This is a genomic window from Paraburkholderia phymatum, from assembly GCF_038900715.1.
GTDB classification, from domain to species: domain Bacteria; phylum Pseudomonadota; class Gammaproteobacteria; order Burkholderiales; family Burkholderiaceae; genus Paraburkholderia; species Paraburkholderia phymatum_A.
Window position 1 is genome coordinate 41,458 of the sequence record NZ_JAYMRZ010000004.1, and the last position, 17,320, is coordinate 58,777.

General features: G+C 61.5%; 16 protein-coding genes. 12 read left to right on the plus strand and 4 right to left on the minus strand.

The features are described from left to right. Positions 1-13 precede the first annotated feature (13 nt). Positions 14-460 (minus strand): universal stress protein, encoded by a 447-nt coding sequence (locus VSR68_RS08925; RefSeq protein ID WP_342933934.1) that lies wholly within the window; start codon positions 458-460, stop codon positions 14-16. A gap of 384 nt (positions 461-844) precedes the next feature. Here VSR68_RS08925 and VSR68_RS08930 point away from each other — a divergent pair, with 384 nt between their 5' ends. The 4 genes from VSR68_RS08930 (at position 845) to VSR68_RS08945 (ending at position 4,824) form a co-directional block, all read left to right on the plus strand. After that, a complete protein-coding gene (locus VSR68_RS08930) occupies positions 845-1,363 on the plus strand; it encodes a Phasin protein (protein WP_342939487.1) in 519 nt (172 codons plus the stop codon). Between the two features lie 360 nt (positions 1,364-1,723). Then, on the plus strand, positions 1,724-2,467 hold the full coding sequence (phbB, locus tag VSR68_RS08935) for an acetoacetyl-CoA reductase (RefSeq protein WP_342939488.1): 744 nt from the start codon (positions 1,724-1,726) through the stop codon (positions 2,465-2,467). 301 nt (positions 2,468-2,768) lie between these two features. Next, a complete protein-coding gene (locus VSR68_RS08940; protein ID WP_342939489.1) occupies positions 2,769-2,927 on the plus strand; it encodes a hypothetical protein in 159 nt (52 codons plus the stop codon). 241 nt (positions 2,928-3,168) lie between these two features. After that, complete coding sequence (locus VSR68_RS08945; RefSeq protein ID WP_342939490.1) at positions 3,169-4,824, plus strand: alkaline phosphatase family protein; 1,656 nt, start codon at positions 3,169-3,171, stop codon at positions 4,822-4,824. A 76-nt stretch (positions 4,825-4,900) separates the two neighbouring features. Here the strand turns inward: VSR68_RS08945 and VSR68_RS08950 are convergent, their stop codons facing one another. Beyond that, the gene (locus tag VSR68_RS08950; protein WP_342939491.1) at positions 4,901-6,040 is read right to left on the minus strand and encodes a hypothetical protein; all 1,140 of its coding nucleotides are present in this window, start codon (positions 6,038-6,040) and stop codon (positions 4,901-4,903) included. A gap of 78 nt (positions 6,041-6,118) precedes the next feature. Beyond that, a complete protein-coding gene (locus VSR68_RS08955) occupies positions 6,119-6,382 on the minus strand; it encodes a hypothetical protein (protein WP_342939492.1) in 264 nt (87 codons plus the stop codon). Between the two features lie 789 nt (positions 6,383-7,171). Between VSR68_RS08955 and surE the strand changes: the two genes are divergently transcribed. Next, positions 7,172-7,954, plus strand: a complete 783-nt coding sequence (gene surE / locus VSR68_RS08960) for a 5'/3'-nucleotidase SurE (protein ID WP_342939493.1) — start codon at positions 7,172-7,174, stop codon at positions 7,952-7,954. Between the two features lie 8 nt (positions 7,955-7,962). On the opposite strand, the gene VSR68_RS08965 is transcribed toward surE, so the two are convergent. Beyond that, positions 7,963-8,868 carry a helix-turn-helix transcriptional regulator gene (locus VSR68_RS08965; protein ID WP_342939494.1) on the minus strand — a complete coding sequence of 302 codons (906 nt, stop codon included), beginning with the start codon at positions 8,866-8,868 and terminating at the stop codon, positions 7,963-7,965. A gap of 306 nt (positions 8,869-9,174) precedes the next feature. On the opposite strand from VSR68_RS08965, the gene VSR68_RS08970 reads away from it, so the two are divergent. From VSR68_RS08970 to VSR68_RS09000, 7 genes are all read left to right on the plus strand, one after another. Continuing rightward, entirely contained in the window at positions 9,175-10,023 is an 849-nt protein-coding gene (locus VSR68_RS08970; RefSeq protein WP_342939495.1) for a helix-turn-helix transcriptional regulator, read from the plus strand. A 296-nt stretch (positions 10,024-10,319) separates the two neighbouring features. Beyond that, entirely contained in the window at positions 10,320-12,515 is a 2,196-nt protein-coding gene (gene sctV, locus VSR68_RS08975) for a type III secretion system export apparatus subunit SctV (RefSeq protein ID WP_342939496.1), read from the plus strand. Next, positions 12,512-12,790: a type III secretion system export apparatus subunit SctS gene (sctS, locus tag VSR68_RS08980; protein ID WP_342939497.1), complete on the plus strand. Its 279-nt coding sequence runs from the start codon at positions 12,512-12,514 to the stop codon at positions 12,788-12,790. The genes sctV and sctS overlap by 4 nt, the downstream gene beginning before the upstream one ends. After that, entirely contained in the window at positions 12,790-14,889 is a 2,100-nt protein-coding gene (gene sctC / locus VSR68_RS08985; RefSeq protein WP_428983479.1) for a type III secretion system outer membrane ring subunit SctC, read from the plus strand. Before sctS ends, sctC begins: the two co-directional genes overlap by 1 nt. Beyond that, on the plus strand, positions 14,870-16,279 hold the full coding sequence (gene sctD, locus VSR68_RS08990) for a type III secretion system inner membrane ring subunit SctD (protein ID WP_342939498.1): 1,410 nt from the start codon (positions 14,870-14,872) through the stop codon (positions 16,277-16,279). Before sctC ends, sctD begins: the two co-directional genes overlap by 20 nt. Positions 16,280-16,457: 178 nt before the next feature. Continuing rightward, a complete protein-coding gene (locus VSR68_RS08995; RefSeq protein ID WP_090870907.1) occupies positions 16,458-16,673 on the plus strand; it encodes a hypothetical protein in 216 nt (71 codons plus the stop codon). A 149-nt stretch (positions 16,674-16,822) separates the two neighbouring features. Beyond that, positions 16,823-17,320 (plus strand): hypothetical protein, encoded by a 498-nt coding sequence (locus VSR68_RS09000; protein ID WP_342939499.1) that lies wholly within the window; start codon positions 16,823-16,825, stop codon positions 17,318-17,320.

Genomic DNA, 17,320 nt, shown 5'->3' on the forward strand with positions numbered 1-17,320 from the left:
GCTCCGTGACGATTTAAGGCGCGCTATCCGGCGAAACCTCGAAGAGAATGCCGCAACCGACGCGATCCAGCAGTTGCGCATGCCGCTCGCCCGTCCACCAGCGCGCGAAAGGTCCGAGGTGATGATGTCCGATCACGATGAGATCGGCGCGAAGCTTGTCGGCCATCGTCGCAATGCGGTCGACGGGATCGCCTACGCAGAAATGTCCTGTCGCGTTCACGCCGCACGCCGATAACCGCTCGATGCCGTCGCTCAACACGCTGCGTGCTGCCTGCTCGTCGATCTCGAAGGCCATCGAAGAAAGAACATCGTACCCGCTCGACCACCACGACGAATCCACGACCGACAGCAGATGCGTTTCGGCTCCGAGCTGATGCGCGAGCGCCGCTCCACTGCGAAGCGCGCGACGTCCTTCGGGCGTTCCGTCGTAGCACAGCAGAATGCGTTTGAACGGGATCACTTCGACACTCCCTCACTCGCGGGCCATTCGAGAGTCACTTTCGATTCTCCGTGACGTTGCCTCCCTTCTTCGCGAGGCGAACGGCCTTTGCTCCGAGTATATGTCACGTTGTGAGGTAAGCGGGTGCTGAGCACCGCTGCGCAAGCGATGCGCTTTAGGGGTTCGATCGTCGGGGACATGTAAAAGGGGCCATCTACAACCCAGGGTAACTACCGACAAGACTGTTTAAAAATTGTCAAATGATGTGTTTAGAATGTGGGTTCTAATGGTGCTTCGCACAAGCAAGCACTTAATTACGAACATTCATGCGAATCGCATAGCGCAGCGCGGCCCCGCTGTGCATGTGACATCGAATGACTTAGTAATACTAATGGAGTCTCGTCAATGAGCATTCGGAATTCCGAAGGTGTCATTTCGGCGTGGGAGTCGGGCATCTCCGCTCTCAACGCGTGGGCCAATCCCGTCGTTCTGGAATTGCAATCGGTCGCGGAACTCAATCTGCGCACGATCAACGCCGTGAACGAGGAGGCACTGAAAAGCCTGAGCACGATCGGCAGTACTCGCACTGCATTTCAATGGAATACGCCGGGCGAACTGGTAAGACTATTTGCGGACTACAGCACTGAATTGGGCCGCATCGTTTCGCGGCTGAATGACAGTCTGCAGGACGTTGCGCGCGCTCAGGCCGAGAAGAATGAAGTACTGGCGCGGTCCATGATGGAAACGTTTCAGTGCCGTGCCAATGCGGCTTCGGCGCCGCTGACGTCGGTATTCCAGACGATGCTGTCCGCCGCGCCGAATCCCGAAGCGGATGCCCGCCAGGAAGCCGAACAGGCGATCGCGGCCGCGCGCGTCGATCGTCCCGTATCCACCGCCCGTTCCCGCAAGGCGGTTGTCGATTAATACTACGAATTCCGGCGTTGCCTTGCGCAATGCACGTTGTGTCGCCTGCATGACACACGAATCACGTATTGCGTATTCACGCAGTGCAGTTTGATTGCGAATTACCAGAAGCAGGTATCAGAAGCAGGTCCGCGAGCCGCAAACGACTCGACGGGCCCTGTCGATTCGACCGATGCGCGCGGCTCACGCCGCGGCAACCACCGACACGCGACGTCGCAATGAATAGCGAACGCGCAGGCCAACGCAAAGCGAACGGCCCAATAAAAGGACCAGTCGGGGAGACCAGTCAACGGCTGCAACTGCGAACCAGTCATTGACGATCGGGAAGTTTCGCAATGAAAAGTCTGATAGGTGCAAAGGATGACTAATCGAATTGCTTTGGTTACGGGCGGTATGGGCGGTCTTGGTGAGGCCATCAGTATTCGTCTGCATGACGCCGGCTATCGCGTGATCGTTACGTATTCGCCCAGCAACAAGGGTGCGGACGAGTGGCTTGCCGCAATGGAAAAGGCTGGCCGCGCATTCTATGCCGTTCCCGTCGATGTCGCCGACTATGACTCGTGTCACGAGTGCGTCGCGAAGATCACGGCAGAGATCGGCCCCATCGATATCCTCGTGAACAATGCCGGCATTACGCGCGATATGACGCTGCGCAAGCTCGACAAGGTGAACTGGGATGCCGTCATGCGCACGAATCTCGATTCCGTCTTCAACATGACGAAGCCGCTGTGCGAAATGATGGTGGAGCGCGGCTGGGGACGTGTGATCAACATTTCTTCGGTGAATGGCTCCAAGGGTTCGGTCGGACAGACCAACTACGCTGCGGCGAAAGCGGGCATGCACGGCTTCACGAAGTCGCTCGCGCTCGAAGTGGCGCGCAAGGGCGTGACGGTCAACACGATTTCGCCCGGCTACCTCGCGACGAAGATGGTCACGGCCATTCCACAGGAAGTACTCGACACCAAGATCCTGCCGCAGATCCCCGCTGGCCGTCTCGGCAAGCCGGAAGAAGTGGCCGCGCTCGTTGCGTTCCTCTGCTCGGACGACGCGGGATTCATCACGGGTGCAAATCTGGCCGTGAACGGCGGCCAGCATATGAACTGATCGACAGAAAGCGACTAGAGAAAAGGCCCCGTTCGAATCGAATGAAGCGGACCGAGGGCCCATCAAGAAGGAAGAAGTGGTGGAGACAAAACAACAGTTGTATCAATGCCGGTGCACGAATCGCGTCGTCGTCGTGAACCGGACTTTCGGGCCGCGAACACCCGCAGATCGCGATGCGGGCCGATACCGCGAACTCGTATTCGAGCAGTGCATGAATGCCGCTAACTGTCCGAAGTCGGGCCAATGCCCGCTTTGATCATGCAGCGAAGTACTGCGAGAGTGTTTGCTACAGGGGATGGCAATGAACGAAACATGGATTGCAATCGCGCTAGGCGCGACCGTGCTGCTGTTTGCGTTGCTGTCGATGGTGCAGCACTACCGTCGCGAGCGAATGCGCGCGGAATTACTGAAGAATCTCGATCATCATAGCTGGTGTCGTTTTTCGCGCATGCGGAGGTAGGCCGGTTCTTTGTTCTGGTTTGCAAGGTACTTCAATCGTATTCATGCCATGACGAGAAGTCGTGAATGGCTGCGAATGCCGACGCAAATCAGAACAAAAGTCCGGACCAGATAATCTGATTTCGATTCTCAGGCTTAGGGCAAAACGAAAGCCGCGCTTCATCGTGAGGTCGCATTGAACGTGCACATTACCGCTGCCGTAGCAATTGGTAATCTGGACTGGACATCACGTGAGGTGAACAATGAATCGTCTCTTCAGATGGGTTGGAGCGGGTGCCTTATTGAGTTTGGTGATTTTGCCGGCAGCAGCCGCGCAGGCGGACAACGCGCAAGGTCATGATCAAGGCAACCAGGGCAATGCAATCAAACATGTGCTGCTGATCAGCGTCGATGGTTTGCATGAGCAGGATGTCGCGCGTTGCATCGGTGCGAATACTTGCCCGAACCTCGCGCTACTGGCGAAGTCGGGTGTGACTTACACGAATGCCTATACGCCGGGCTTGTCGGATTCATTCCCGGGACTCGCCGCGCTGGTCACGGGCGGATCGCCGAAAACGGCAGGCCTCTTCTATGACGTGTCCTACGACCGCAGCTTATATGCGCCTGAGGATACCGGTTGCACGGGCAAGCAAGGCTGGAACGTCGTATTCGATGAAACGACAGGCATCGATGCGCAAAACGGTGGGGCGCTGATTCATCTCGACGGTGGTGGCGCATTCAATCCCGATGCGATTCCGCACGCGAAGGTCGGCAACAAGTGCGTGCCCGTCTATCCGCATGACTACATCAAGACGAATACGATCTTCGAGGTCGTGAAGCAGCACATGCGCGACTCGCACACGGCATGGGCCGACAAGCACGCGTGGGGCTACGACTGGCTGAATGGACCGTCAGGCCGCGGTGTCGACGATCTTTCTCGCACTGAAATCAATTCGATCAATCCGGCGACGGGCAATGACTATACCGATGCCTATCAGAACACCGAGATCTTCGATAACTTTCACGTCAATTCGATCATCGACGAAATAGACGGCAAAGATTCGACGGGAAAGCGCGATGCACCTGTACCGACTCTATTCGGCACGAACTTCCAGACGTTGAGCGTTGCGCAAAAGGCGACGGTCGCGACGGGCGGCGGTTATCTCGATGCGAGCTTCACGCCTGGTCCGCAGGTGACGGCGGCAATCGCTTATGTAGACGATGCGCTTGGCAAGATGGTCGCGGAGTTGAAAGCGCGCAATCTGGCGAGCTCGACGATGATGATCGTGACGGCGAAGCACGGACAGTCGCCGAGCGATCATACGAAGCTCGTCAAGAACGGGGACACGGTGACGGCGCTGCTCGAAGCGAACAACTACCTCGATCCGAAGGGCAACTTTGGTCAGAACAACAATGCCAAGGCGCTGAACGATGGAACGGGTCTGGTAGGAACGGGCTTCGTGCAAACGGATGACGTCGGGCTTATCTGGTTGCGCGATCAGAGCCAGGTGCAGGCCGCTGTCGCGACGCTCAAGGCGAATCTGAGCTGCAACGCGCCGGGTATCTGCGCGGACGGCCCGCAGGCGTATATCCTGTCGGGAGCGCGCCTCGCGTCGATGTTCGGCGATCCGTCGAATGGCCGGACGCCTGACATCATCGTGCAGCCGAATCCCGGCGTGATCTACACGACGAGCCAGAAGAAGGATGAAGAGCACGGCGGCAACGCACCGGATGACAGTCATCTTGGCCTGGTCGTGTCGTTCCCGGATGGTCACTTTCATGGTGAGCGCATCGGACGCCATGTGACGACGACGCAAGTTGCGCCGACTATTCTTCGCGCACTGGGACTGAACCCGAACGAACTGCACTCCGTCAAGGTTGAAGGCACGCCGGCTTTGCCCGGACTCGATGCCAACTGATCATCATCGGTAGCCCGGTTGACGTGCGGCGTATGTTCTTTTGTCTGCCGCACGTCTTTTTCGTTTCAGCGGGCGATCACTTCGTCGAGAACACCGAAATGCCGCCATTCGGGAATGCCGCGGCGCCAGGCTGATAAGGCACATAGACCTGGCCGAGGCTGCTATCCACTGCAACCGAATGCGCGCCCGTTCCCACTGCGACCGTGAAGAGCAACTTGCGCGTCGCGCCGTCGATCACACCCATTTGCGGACTGAAGCCCGATGACGCGGCCGTGCCACTTGTCACATAGTGACGCGCAGGCAGGAAATAGCGATTCGACGCGGGATCGTATGTCACCTGGTCGACGCCGCCAAATGGAATCGATGCGAATTGAGCGCCCGTGTTGCGATCGAGTATCAGCGTGATCAACGGATCGCCCGCAGACGGATCGCAACCGATCAGCACGTCGCTGTTAGGGCCGAGTGCAATTCCCGAGGGCCCACACTTGCCGAGCGGAAACGACTTGCTGACGATCGGCGCGTTCGACGTGACAGAACTCGCGGTAATGACGTCGAGTTGGCCGTCGGGATTGGCCGCTGTTCCGTCGTTATTGATCAGGAAGTTCTTTGAGGCCGGATCGTACGTGCAAGCCTCGAGTCCCGAAGAACCGTTGAAGACAAGTTTCGACACGACGGCTTGCGTCGTCGTCGAGATGAAGGTCACGTATGGCGGCGATTCGCCGGGACTTGCGAACATCACCAGATGGTCGTCAGGATCGTAGCAGCCTTCGTCGACGCGCGAGCCTGTGTTGCTGATCGTAATCGTCTTGAGGGTTTTCATCGCGGACGTATCGACGATCTTCACGGAATCCACATCGCCGACATACAGCGTATTCGCTCCCGTGATGCCGACGATACCGTCAGGTCCGGAAGCGTCGGTCGTCGCGCCTATGCCGGTGAAGCCGCCTTGAATCTGCGCAATCAACGCATTCGATTTCGTATCGACGACGTCGACGGATTTGTTGTTGCGGTCGGACAGATAGTATTTGCCTGCTTCCTCATAGCCGATGTCGAAGCTGAACGCGGGGCTCGATGCATTGGGCACGGCAATGTTGGTCAGCAGCTTGGGCGGGGTGGGTGTCGCCGCCGTCGGCGTCGAACTGGAGTTGTCTCCTCCGCCGCATCCGGCGATCACGGCCGTCGCCACGAGTAGAAAGGCCAGTAATGGTTTTTTCATCAGTGAGCTCCTTTGAGTAGCAGAAAACGCAGGTCAACGCCTGAGTACTTCGGAAAATCTGCCGGAGCGCCTCGATGTTCATTGCACACGCGGGCTCACGTTGTCGTTGAAGCGGCTGAATTGCCGTGCTTCGATCTGGACGTAAGGATGCAGAACGCGCGTTGATAACGCATCGAAAATAAATTGATGGTTTCCATATGAAAGTGCGAATGAATGTATGGATGCCGAAACATATAAAAACAGCAAACCGGTCGATTCAGTAAGTTTCCAGTGGGGAATGAAAAATTTGAAAATGATTTTGAGAAGCAATGCGCGATTGGGATTAGCGGACCGCTGCTGCATTGCCGCATTCCTTTTTATCGATTCGCGGACGTAGCATTGGCGATTCACGATCCATTCGTTCGGGTCGAATTGATGCGATGGCACATGGAATCGTCGGCACCCGGATGGTCCGATCCGCCACATCAGCCAGTCATCCGGCGTTGTAAGCCGTGGTTGTCCAACCGAAAGCGCCGCTAACGGCAGGCAGGGAGTCAAGTTGTGAGAGAAGCGTTCGACGCCAGGGAAAACGCCTGGCGTTGCGTTTATTCATCAAATGGATAAACGCACGTTAATCAGAAAGCACCGCTTCGTTTAATGAAATGAATGAATGACTGACGTAAAAACTGCTGTGAAATTTTCCCAAAGTATTAATGCATGGAAGATGGAGTTCCTTAAGCTTAATCTAAGATTGAGAGAATACAATTAGTGATTAAGACTCCGGCACATTCCCTCGCAGATTCCGGCGTCTTCTTGCCGGCGCTACCCGTGCCGGCTTTTTTGTCGATGTTTTTCGTAGTGAGCGGCACATCTATTGCCAATGGCGCCAACATAAAGCGCACCTCTCTGCTCATTTCCCGCTTTGCCAAATCCGTTTCCACTGGACATCAAGGCCATCGCGCATCGATGAATCGCGTACGGCTGAGGGAGCTTGCGTGCAATGTCCGCGATGCTCGTTCTTTGGTACGCTCTGCCCATCGCGGGTGCCTGAGTTTTCCAACGCAAACGCAAACGCCAACGCCAACGCCAACCCGAACGCAAACGGAAGCACAAGCCCGCGCAGACAACGCCACACATAAAGGAGATCCCTCGATGTCCGCTTTTGATTCGAAAGTACCGCGCGTTCTTCTGACCAATGACGACGGTATCGATGCGCCGGGTCTCGCAGTACTCGAAGCCGTCGCCGCCGAACTTGCCGATGAGGTGTGGGTCGTCGCACCTGAGCACGACCAGAGCGGCACGTCGCACTCGATCAGCCTCCATTCGCCGTTGCGCGTGAGCCGCCAGGGCGAACGCCGCTTCGGCGTCGTCGGCACGCCCGGCGATTGCGTCGTGATGGCCGTGCGTCATCTGATGCGCGATGCGCCGCCGACGCTCGTGCTGTCCGGCATCAATCGCGGCGGCAATCTTGGCGTCGAGACGATGTTCTCCGGCACCGTCGGCGCGGCGATGACGGGACTGCTGCTCGGGCTGCCGTCGATCGCGTTGAGCCAGACGTTCACGGACCGCGAGAGCGTGCGCTGGGACACGGCGCGTGCGCTCGCGCCCGGCGTGATTCGCCAGTTGCTTGCGATCGAGCACGACGCGCCCGTGTGCCTGAACGTCAATTTCCCCGATGTCGATGCATCCGCTGCAGGGCCGCTGACGCCGACGAGACAAGGCGTGGGACTTGTCCGGGATATCGAAGTGCTGCCGCAGGTCGACCCGCGCGGCCTCGAATATCACTGGCTGCGTTTCCAGCGCGGCCCGCGCGACAACGCTCCCGATAGCGAAACGGCGGTGGTCGCATCGGGGCGCGTATCGGTCACGCCGCTCTATTTCGATCGCACCGACGAGAACACCTATGCGAAGCTGGCGGCGTCATTGAATACATGAGCACCCGCTCAAATCAATTCCATCTTCGCCGTCAGATAAGTCAGTTCGATCCGGTTCGACACGCCGAAGCGCTTGCGCAGCTTGCGCAAATGGTAGTCGACGTTGTGCGCGCTGGTGTCGAGACGGCGGCCGATCTCCTTGTCGGATGCACCTTCTGCGATTCCCGTCAGCAGTTTCTGTTCGAATGCGGTGAGCCGGTTGGCGGCATGCTCGCGCGCGGTGGCGATCAGTTTCGGTGAACCGAACTTGTGTACGGACAGGCCGATCGACAGCGCCTGTTCGACCGTCGCGGACGTGATCCAGTCGCGATTGCGTCGAGGCGCGGTAAAGCTCATGAACGCATGCAGACGCGTGCCCGGCATCGCCATCGAATACATGATGCCGCTGCACATCGCATCGTCGCGCATTGTTTGCAGGAAATCGTCGAAGGCTTCGCGTTCGTCGGGCAAAGCAAGCCCGTGACGCTCGCCGTGTTGACGAAGATTGCGCAAGTCCCACACGATGGGCATGTTGCACATGCGCGCGCCGAACGTGCGCGGATCGACATCGAAGTGATGACGCTGCACATATTCGCCACGATACGTTGACGGCGTGAACGCCTCGTGCAAAAAGAGCCGTTCCACGCGATCGCTTGCGAATTCGAGCGCGAAGTACGCGAACGTCGAAAAGCCCGTCAGATGCAGCAGGCTCGACACAATGCGCGCGCGCTCCGCTTCGCTTTGCGCACTCGACAATATTTCGGCGACGCCAAGCCGCGGCGCATCCTTCTGCTCGACGGCAGCTGCTGTTGAATCGTTGTACCAGACCACGGGAATACAGCGCGCACTCAGCGCGGCATCGCCATTCGCGCATGCGGTCGCGCCTTGCGCAACGCTGCATGCGGAAGAATGTGGGCTCGACACGACTTCAGACATTGGCGCAGTCCTTGATGCGGCACCGCCGATTTCACGCAGGATCGCCAATCAACGGGCTTTTGCGTAGAGACCGCGCTGCGCGCGTGCAACAGCTAAACGAATGTTAGAGGCAAAAGGAGCAAGCACTAAAGGAAGCACTAAAGCATTCGGGGGCATTGTACATACGAAACCAGGCTCAAGTAATATGTCGCAGGACAAAGTGCGCTAAATGAAAAACGAATGTGCGCGATACATATAAAAGGCCGGTGATATATCGGGGTTCGAAGTGTTGTCAAACAGAACAAGAGAACGAGATAACGGCTCTTTATGACACCCCACGAAGGCGCGCCCATAGTCGAATGGTTTTCACAGGCGGATGTTCACGCGCATCGAAATCATTTGTCGTCACATCATGTCGCCGATGCGCGCGGCGATAGCAATGTCGTTATTACCGGCTCACAGATGGCAGCCGGAAAATCCGACCCGTTCGAACTCGATTTTTGTCAAATCCACGCGCGTATGCGCGCGGCCGGATTCAGCACGCTGAGTTACGGCGCATATGAAATGATTGGCCAGCGCGTATTGCACGCTTATGTACTGCGCGATCTCGCGCCCGTGTCTTTCGTGCAGGCTTATTTCGACGGCATGTGGTACGCGTCCGATCCGCGTTTTGCCGAAGTACAGCAAAGCGGCTTTCCTGTTGCATGGCGGCTCGATCGCATCGACGAAGAGGCGCAGCGCACGGGCGACCGTCGCGCACTCGCGCTCGCCGCATCGTTGCGGGCGCACGGGATGAATAGCGGCGTGATCTTCAGCCTGTCCGCGCCGCAACTCGATTTGAATGTCGGCGTCGGGCTCACTTCCGAGTTGCGCGATGCAGACTGGATCAACGATCGCGTCGTCGGCACGGCACTTGCCGTGAGTCTCGCCGTGCATCGTTTCGCGCAGCCTTATGTCGGGTCGCGCGTGCGTCAGGCGCGCGCGATCACGCTCGACGACGAGCAGGAAGCCGTGCTCGAACGGCTCGTGCAAGGCCTGTCGGATCAGGACATCGCCGATGCGCTGCATGTCTCGCTGCACAAGGTCGGCTATCACATCCAGACACTCGAACGGCTTTTCAACGTGCAGAATCGCGCACAGCTTGCGTACCTCGCCGCGCGGCGCGTGCGCGCGTGAACGTTTCGTGACGCCGCCGCGCGTTTCGTAGTGACGCGCGCGGTTCGCCGTAAAAGCATCCGTGTGCCTACGAGGCGCGCCGAAATTTATAAACACACGCGCCGCTACACTCGATCGCATCCGGATACCCGTCGGGTGTCGGGTCGCGTGCGCGCCGCGAAAACCGTCTCGCGCATGCCTACCGATCGCGCCGCACGGCAAGCCGATCAGGACCGCTTGCGCACAACGGTTCCAACCACGATTCGCCTCAGCAAATATCACAAACCGTGTTTCAAACAGGGAGTGGGCATTCGACGATGGCAGATCTCAAGGCGCTTCCGCGCGGCTGGCAGCGGATGTTTCCCGCTGGCGCGAGCGTATCCGGCGCGCGCCGCGCCGTGGCGCCGCGCGCCGATCTGTTCCTTGCGGCGTTCATCGTCGCCGTCATTGCCCTGTTTATTCTGCCGCTGCCGCAAGCGGCGCTCGACGGGATGATCTCGCTGAATCTCGCCGTGAGCGTCGTGTTGCTGACGGTGTCCACGTATGTGCCGTCCGCAGTGAGCTTCTCGTCGTTTCCGGCCTTGCTGCTGTTCACGACGCTGTTTCGCCTTTCGCTGAACATCGCATCGTGCAAGCTGATTCTGCTGCACGCGAATGCGGGCCACGTGATCGACGCGTTCGGGCGGCTCGTCGTCGGCAACAACGTCGTCGTGGGCGGCGTGGTGTTTCTCGTAATCGCCGTCGTGCAGTTCATCGTGATCGCAAAGGGTTCGGAGCGCGTCGCGGAAGTGGGTGCGCGCTTCTCGCTCGACGCAATGCCAGGCAAGCAGATGAGCATCGACGCCGATCTGCGCGCGGGCATCATCAGCGCGGAAGAGGCGCGCGAGCGGCGCGAAAAGCTCGAACAGGAATCGCAGCTGCACGGCGCGATGGACGGCGCGATGAAGTTCGTGAAGGGCGACGCGATCGCGGGCCTCGTGATCGCGTTCATCAATATCGTCGCGGGTATCGCAGTCGGCACGGTGATGCACGACATGAGCATCGGCGACGCGTTGCAGCGTTACGCGATTCTCACGGTCGGCGACGGCATGGCGTCGCAGATTCCGTCGCTGCTGGTGTCGATCGCGGCGGGCATCGTGACGACGCGCGTCGCGACACGCGATGCGCGCCAGCGCCAGCTCGGCGAGCAGCTCGGCGAACAACTGGGTGCGCATCCGCGCGCGCTGCTGATCGCGGCGCTGGTGCTCGCCGGTTTCCTGATCGTGCCGGGCTTTCCGAAATGGTCGTTCGCGCTGATCGCGCTCGCGCTTGGCGGCGTTGCGATCGTGCAGATGAAGCGCCGCACGGCCGCGCCGTCGTTCAACCTGATCAACATTGCGGGCCGCGTCGATGGCGCGCAGGGAGAAGGGCAAGCGGCGCGCGTCTCGCATGTCGCGGGCGTGACGTCGCTGATCGCCGTCACGCTGGCCGCCGATTTGCGCAGCGCGCTCAACCTCGCGCAGTTGCAGTCCGCGCTGTCGGCCGCGAAGGCGCGCGTCGATGCCGATATCGGCACGGTCTTTCCGCGCATCACGCTGAACGACGACGAAAGCGCACCGGACGGCACCTACCGGATCTATCTGCAAGACGTGCTGGCCGCGCACGGCGCGTTGAAGCCCGGCTGGCTGATGTGGGACGGCGTGTCGCCGTTGCCCGAGAGCGCGGAGCGTCAGCCGGCGGAAGCGTTCGGTCCCTTCGCAACGGCGCTCTGGATCAGGACGGACGCGAACGCGCCCGCGGACGGCAAGCATCTGCCGAGCGAAGCCGTGCTCGCGGCCCACGTCGAACAGATCGTGCGGCAGCACGCGGACGAACTGATCGGCATTCAGGAAACGCAGGCGCTCGTGCATCTGGTGCGGCGCGATCACCCGGAACTCGTCGGCGAACTGACGCGGCTCGTGCCGCTGCAACGCGTGACGGAGGTGTTGCGGCGCCTGCTTGCCGAGCAGGTGCCCATCCGCAATCTGCGCGTGATCTTCGAGAGCCTCATCACGTGGGCGCCGAACGAGCCCGACGATGTGATCGCGCTCGTCGAACTCGTGCGCATCGATTTGCGCAGGATGATCACCGACCGCCACGCGGGCGCCGCGCGCCAGTTGCGCGTCGTGCTGTTCGAACAGAACTTGCAGGAGCGCATCGAGAACGCGGTGATGCGCACGAAGCAGGGCAATTTTCTGGCGCTCTCCAGCGCGATCAAGCAGGACATCTGCGAGCAGGTGCGCGCGATCGTCAATGCGTCGAGCGCCGCGCCGGGGCAGCATGGCAATGCGCGGCTCGCCGTGATGGTCGCGCTCGGCGCGCGCCGCTACGCGAAGTCGATCTTGCAACCGGTGCTGCCCGATCTGCCTGTGCTGTCATATCAGGAGATCGAGGAGGACGTGCAGCTGCACACCGTGGGCTGGGTGAAGAATCCGCCCGACGACGGCACCGTTGGCGCAGGCGCCGAAGTCCGCACGTCACAGGCCACGCCATGACCAGCTCTACGATCCTCGATCTCACGCAGCAGGCGCTCGTGCTCGTGCTGCTGCTGTCGTTGCCCATCGTGCTGACGGCGACCGCCGTCGGGCTGATCGTGGCGATCCTGCAGGCGGTGACGCAGGTGCAGGACGCGAACATCGGCATCGCCGTGCGGCTGATCGCCGTGATGGTCGCGCTGGTGGTGTTGTCCGGCTGGCTGGGTGGCGAGGTGCTGCGTTTCGCGCAGCAGGCGCTGACGCGTTTGTTCGTTTCTTCGACGGGTGTTCTCTGATGCGCCTACGTGCCGTTCCGTTCCAGTTCGACAGAAGGCGCGCGCAGAACGCGCTCGCGGTGCTGTCCGTGGTCGCGCTGCTGTCGATGTCGATCCTCGCTTCGCTCGCGCAGCCCGCGCGCGCGGCCGAGTTGCGCTGGCGCAACCGGCCGTTCACGATCGTCGCGAACGGCCGCAAGATCGCGGACTTCATTCGCGAGCTGGCTTCGTCGCAAGGCGTGACGGCCGTCGTCGATCCGAAAGTGGACGGCACCATCAGCGGACGCTTCTCGGGCACGCCGCAGCAGACGCTCGATACGATCTGCTCGACCTACGGCCTCACGTGGTACTACGACGGCTCGTTCCTCTACGTCGATCCCGCCGATCAGTCGCAAAGCCAGGTCATCCCCATTCCACCGAATTCGGCCGGCGAAATCGGCCGTGCGCTGGAGACGATGCAGATCACCGACAAGCGTTTTCAGCTCGTCATCAACGACCGTTCGAACAGCATCTATGTGTCCGGGCCGCGCCGCTATATCGAACTCGTGCGCCAGGCCGTGAGTACGGTCGGCAATCCGTCGTCGAACGGGCAGCTCGCGGATGTGCGCGCGTTCCGTCTCAAGTACGGCTGGGCGTCGGACTTCACGATCAACCGCTCGGGCAAGGAAGTCGTGATTCCCGGCGTCGCGACGATGCTCAAGCGCCTGTACGGCAAAGGCGGCACGCGCAACAACTACGTGCCGACCAACGCCACGCTCGGCGCTGCCGCGCGGCAGATGAAGCTCGGCTCGGGCGTGACGATCGCAGTGCCGCGCCTCGAGTTTCCGGACATCGCGGGCGGGCCGGCCGGCTACGGCGGCTATGGCGCGACGGGCGCGTCGCCGGACAGCTCTCAGCCGTTTTCGAACGAGTCGACGGCAGGCAGCGATACGCTGCCGCAAATCGAAGCCGATCCCGCGATCAACGCGGTGCTCGTGCGCGATCTGCCGGAGAACATGTACCGCTACCAGTCGTTGATCAACGAACTCGACGTGCGTCCGCGCATTGTCGAAATCAACGTGACGATCATCGACATCGACGAGAACTCGCTCGACAGTCTCGGCATCGACTGGCGTCTGCACACGACGCACGGCGATGTGCAGATCGGCAACGGCGCGAATCCGCTGAACGGCAACACGCAGTTCAACGGCAGCGGCAATCCGCCCCTCACGTTCGGCGTCGGCACGACCGAGCCGGGGCAGACGGGCACCTTCATGCCGACGGGCATCGCACTCACGGCATCGATCGGCGGCTCGCTGCGCGACTATCTGCTCACGCGCGTCAACGCGCTTGCGCAGACGGGCAAGGCCGAACTGCATTCGAAGCCGAAGGTGCTCGCGCTCGACAACACGGAGGCGATCCTCGAAAACCTCACGCAGTTCTACGTACAGGTGCAAGGCTTCCAGGATTCGTCGCTGTACAGCGTGACGACGGGCACGAGCATCAAGGTGACGCCGATGATCGTCGACGATGCCGCCGCGCTGGCCGCCGCCCATGTCGCAGCCGCGCACGGGCCGAATGCGCAGAGCGTGATGATGTCGATCGACATTCAGGACGGCAACGTCGTGCCGGGGCAATCGGTGTCGAACGTGCCCGTGATCCAGCAGCGCAACATCGTCACGAAGACGATGATCGACGAAGGCAGGAGCCTGCTGATCGCGGGCTTCAACAACGATCAGGTGCAACTGAACAAGAGCGGCGTGCCGTGGCTCTCCGACATTCCCCTCATCGGCAATTTCTTCAAGTACACCGACAAGACGGGCGAGCACATGGAGCGCTTCTATCTGCTCACGCCGCGCGTGGTCAGCAATGCGTCGATGTATGGGCCCGATGGTGCGCCCATCAATCCGAACATCGGCAGCGCACCGGATGCGAACGGGCTGACGACGTACCGGCCGCCCGATAACGACATCGCCGTGCCGCTCACGCCGAAGCCGTTGCCGGGCACGCGCTACGGGCCGCCGCTGCCGCCGCCCGAGCCGCCATCGCCGAACGACGCGGCGTCGCAGCCGGCAGCGGCGCAGCAGACAGCGCCGCAGGGCACGCAAGGAACGCAGGATCATGCCTACGATCACCCTTGATCCGCATGCCGCCGCGCTGAGCGCGCCCGCTGCCTCGTCGCAGGACACGGCGGCGTCGCCGTGGAATCTGTGCTTCCTGAGCGGCCCGATGTACGGACGCACGATGTCGCTCGCGCGCGGTGCGAACTGGGTCGGCACGGCGGCCGATTGCGAAGTGATCCTGCCCGATCGCGAGATCGCGGCGAAGCAGTTGTGCCTTCAGGTCGGCGCGCTTGCGGTGACGGTGCAGAACTTCGGCGAGGGCAAGGCATCCGTGCTCTTCAACGACGAGCCGCTCGGCGCGGGCCGCCGTTCGATGACGCCCGCCGACATCGTGACAGTCGGCTCGATACGCCTCGGCATTGCGCGCAATGCGTTCTCGACGGTCGCGTTGCCCGCCGAAAGCGAACAACCGCCGATGGGCCGCGACGCCGCATGGCTCGGCTGGCTCGCGGATGCGGGACGGCGCGTCGGCAGCCGGCGCTTCGTGCTCGTGCTGGCCGCGCTGTGGATCGGCGTCGCGCTCGGCGCGCTGGGCTATGGGCTCGTCGCGTGGTCGGGCGGCTTGCCGTGGCAGCACGAATCGGTGCTCTCGCGCGTGCATCGTTTGCAGCAGGCACTGCGTGTCTATCCCGAACTCGACGTCGCGCCGCGCGACGACGGCGCGCTCGTCTCCGGCTATGTGAAGGATGGCGCGGAGCGCGAGAAGGTCGCGCGGATCGTCGCGAGCGTCGACAACGCGGCGCTCGGCAACATCTATGTCGTCAGCTATCTGCTCGCGACCGCGCAGACCTACTTCAGCGATACGCCGCTCAACGTGACCTACGAAGGGCGCGGCCGGATCGAATTGACGGGCACGGCGCCGCGCGCGCAGATCGCGCAGCGCATCCAGAACTACATGAAGGACGCGCGGCCCGCGCTCGAAGTCGTCGATCACGTGCGCTACGACGATCCGCGCGCGCCGGCCCGCACGGGCATGCTCGGCGGCATGGCGGGCATTCCGGAGATCGTCACCGTGTTCGCGGGCGACGGCGACCAGCGCTACATCGAAACCGTGGACGGCAGCCGCTATTTCGAAGGCGCAAAGATGAAACAGGGGCCGACGATCGTGTCGATCGGCGCGGATGAGGTCGTGTTCGATTCGGATGGGCGCCGCATCACGATGCCGCTCGGCGGCAAGGCAACGGGGACGCCTGTGAGCGCGTCGGCGGCTGCGGCGGCATCGGTGGTCGCGAGCGGCTCGGCGGCGGGCGTTGCGTTGCCGGTATCGGGCGTAGCGGCGTCTTCCGTTGCGGGCGCGAAACCGGCGGCGCAAACGCCGGGTTCGTCGCCGATGCAAACGCCGACACCGACCGCAACGGGAACCCCAGCGCGGCCCCCAACGCAAGCAGACGGAACAACGCAGCCATGAAGGCTCGACAGGATTCGCGCCACACACGCAGCAGCACACGCAGCTGCACATATCGCGCGTGCAGGGTGGCGCAGCAGGACGCAGGCTCGCGCATCGAAGCCGGTGCGAATGCTCGCGTGACGGCTCACGGCATGGGGCCGTGCAGCCGGATGTTTCTTGACGCATGAAGGAGCGACTGATGGGTACGACCAACAACACGGGTCCAGTGACGGACACGGGCGCAGTCCAGAACCAGGCGAACCAGCTGATCCAGGCGCAGGAGAAGCTCACCGAAATCCAGTTCCAGGTGCAAAGCTCGACGAGCACGTTCCAGACGACGGGCGCTGTCACGTCGGCAGCCGGAACGGCGGCGTCACAGGCAGCGGAGCATATCGGTTCCGCAGGACGCTCCTGACGCCGGGCACCGCTGGTCGCCCGCCGCCCGCGCCACCGTGGCGCGCGATGCCCGCATACGCCGATGAAGCGCATCGGCGGCGGCCTCGTGCGCGCGCGTTGCGGCCGGCTGTCCGCGCGTCGACGGGATGAGCACAAGGAGGACAGATCATGAGTGTCTCAGGTGTCGCGCCGCCTTCGACGGCGGCGCTCGCCAATGCCGTGGCGTCGACGAACGCCGATGCGGCCCAGGCGCCCGACGCGGTGCAGGTCAAGCGTTTCGACGGCTTGATGCAGACGCCGAATGCAGGCGAGCCGTCCGCACCGCAAAGCACGTCGTCGGCATCGGCGACGCAGCAGGCGCAGCAGGCGCCGCCCGTATCGACGGATGTCCGCATGACGCCCGCCGACGCGAATCGTTCGTCGCTCGTCGAACGGCTGCGCACGTTCACGACCGATCTCGACACGCGTTATTCGGGCATGCAGAAGCATCAGGAGCAGATGCTCACGTCGATCGCGCAGAACGGCAACGATCCGTTGATGTCGATGGCGCAGGCGCTCGACTTCCAGTGGAGCGCGACGACGACGATTTCCGAATACCAGTTGAGCCTTGCCGTCGCGCAGGCGACCAACGGCTTGACGCATTCGATTCTGAAGAACCAGGAATGA

What these genes read in the sequence shown, in the direction of transcription:
- sctV (WP_342939496.1), top strand. Translation starts at nt 10,320, where the DNA reads ATGGCAGATCTCAAGGCGCTTCCGCGCGGCTGGCAGCGGATGTTTCCC.
- VSR68_RS09000 (WP_342939499.1), top strand. Translation starts at nt 16,823, where the DNA reads ATGAGTGTCTCAGGTGTCGCGCCGCCTTCGACGGCGGCGCTCGCCAAT.
- VSR68_RS08970 (WP_342939495.1), top strand. Translation starts at nt 9,175, where the DNA reads ATGACACCCCACGAAGGCGCGCCCATAGTCGAATGGTTTTCACAGGCG.
- phbB (WP_342939488.1), top strand. Translation starts at nt 1,724, where the DNA reads ATGACTAATCGAATTGCTTTGGTTACGGGCGGTATGGGCGGTCTTGGT.
- VSR68_RS08940 (WP_342939489.1), top strand. Translation starts at nt 2,769, where the DNA reads ATGAACGAAACATGGATTGCAATCGCGCTAGGCGCGACCGTGCTGCTG.
- VSR68_RS08945 (WP_342939490.1), top strand. Translation starts at nt 3,169, where the DNA reads ATGAATCGTCTCTTCAGATGGGTTGGAGCGGGTGCCTTATTGAGTTTG.
- VSR68_RS08930 (WP_342939487.1), top strand. Translation starts at nt 845, where the DNA reads ATGAGCATTCGGAATTCCGAAGGTGTCATTTCGGCGTGGGAGTCGGGC.
- sctC (WP_428983479.1), top strand. Translation starts at nt 12,790, where the DNA reads ATGCGCCTACGTGCCGTTCCGTTCCAGTTCGACAGAAGGCGCGCGCAG.
- VSR68_RS08965 (WP_342939494.1), bottom strand. Translation starts at nt 8,868, where the DNA reads ATGTCTGAAGTCGTGTCGAGCCCACATTCTTCCGCATGCAGCGTTGCG.
- sctD (WP_342939498.1), top strand. Translation starts at nt 14,870, where the DNA reads ATGCCTACGATCACCCTTGATCCGCATGCCGCCGCGCTGAGCGCGCCC.
- surE (WP_342939493.1), top strand. Translation starts at nt 7,172, where the DNA reads ATGTCCGCTTTTGATTCGAAAGTACCGCGCGTTCTTCTGACCAATGAC.
- VSR68_RS08955 (WP_342939492.1), bottom strand. Translation starts at nt 6,382, where the DNA reads ATGCAGCAGCGGTCCGCTAATCCCAATCGCGCATTGCTTCTCAAAATC.
- VSR68_RS08995 (WP_090870907.1), top strand. Translation starts at nt 16,458, where the DNA reads ATGGGTACGACCAACAACACGGGTCCAGTGACGGACACGGGCGCAGTC.
- VSR68_RS08950 (WP_342939491.1), bottom strand. Translation starts at nt 6,040, where the DNA reads ATGAAAAAACCATTACTGGCCTTTCTACTCGTGGCGACGGCCGTGATC.
- sctS (WP_342939497.1), top strand. Translation starts at nt 12,512, where the DNA reads ATGACCAGCTCTACGATCCTCGATCTCACGCAGCAGGCGCTCGTGCTC.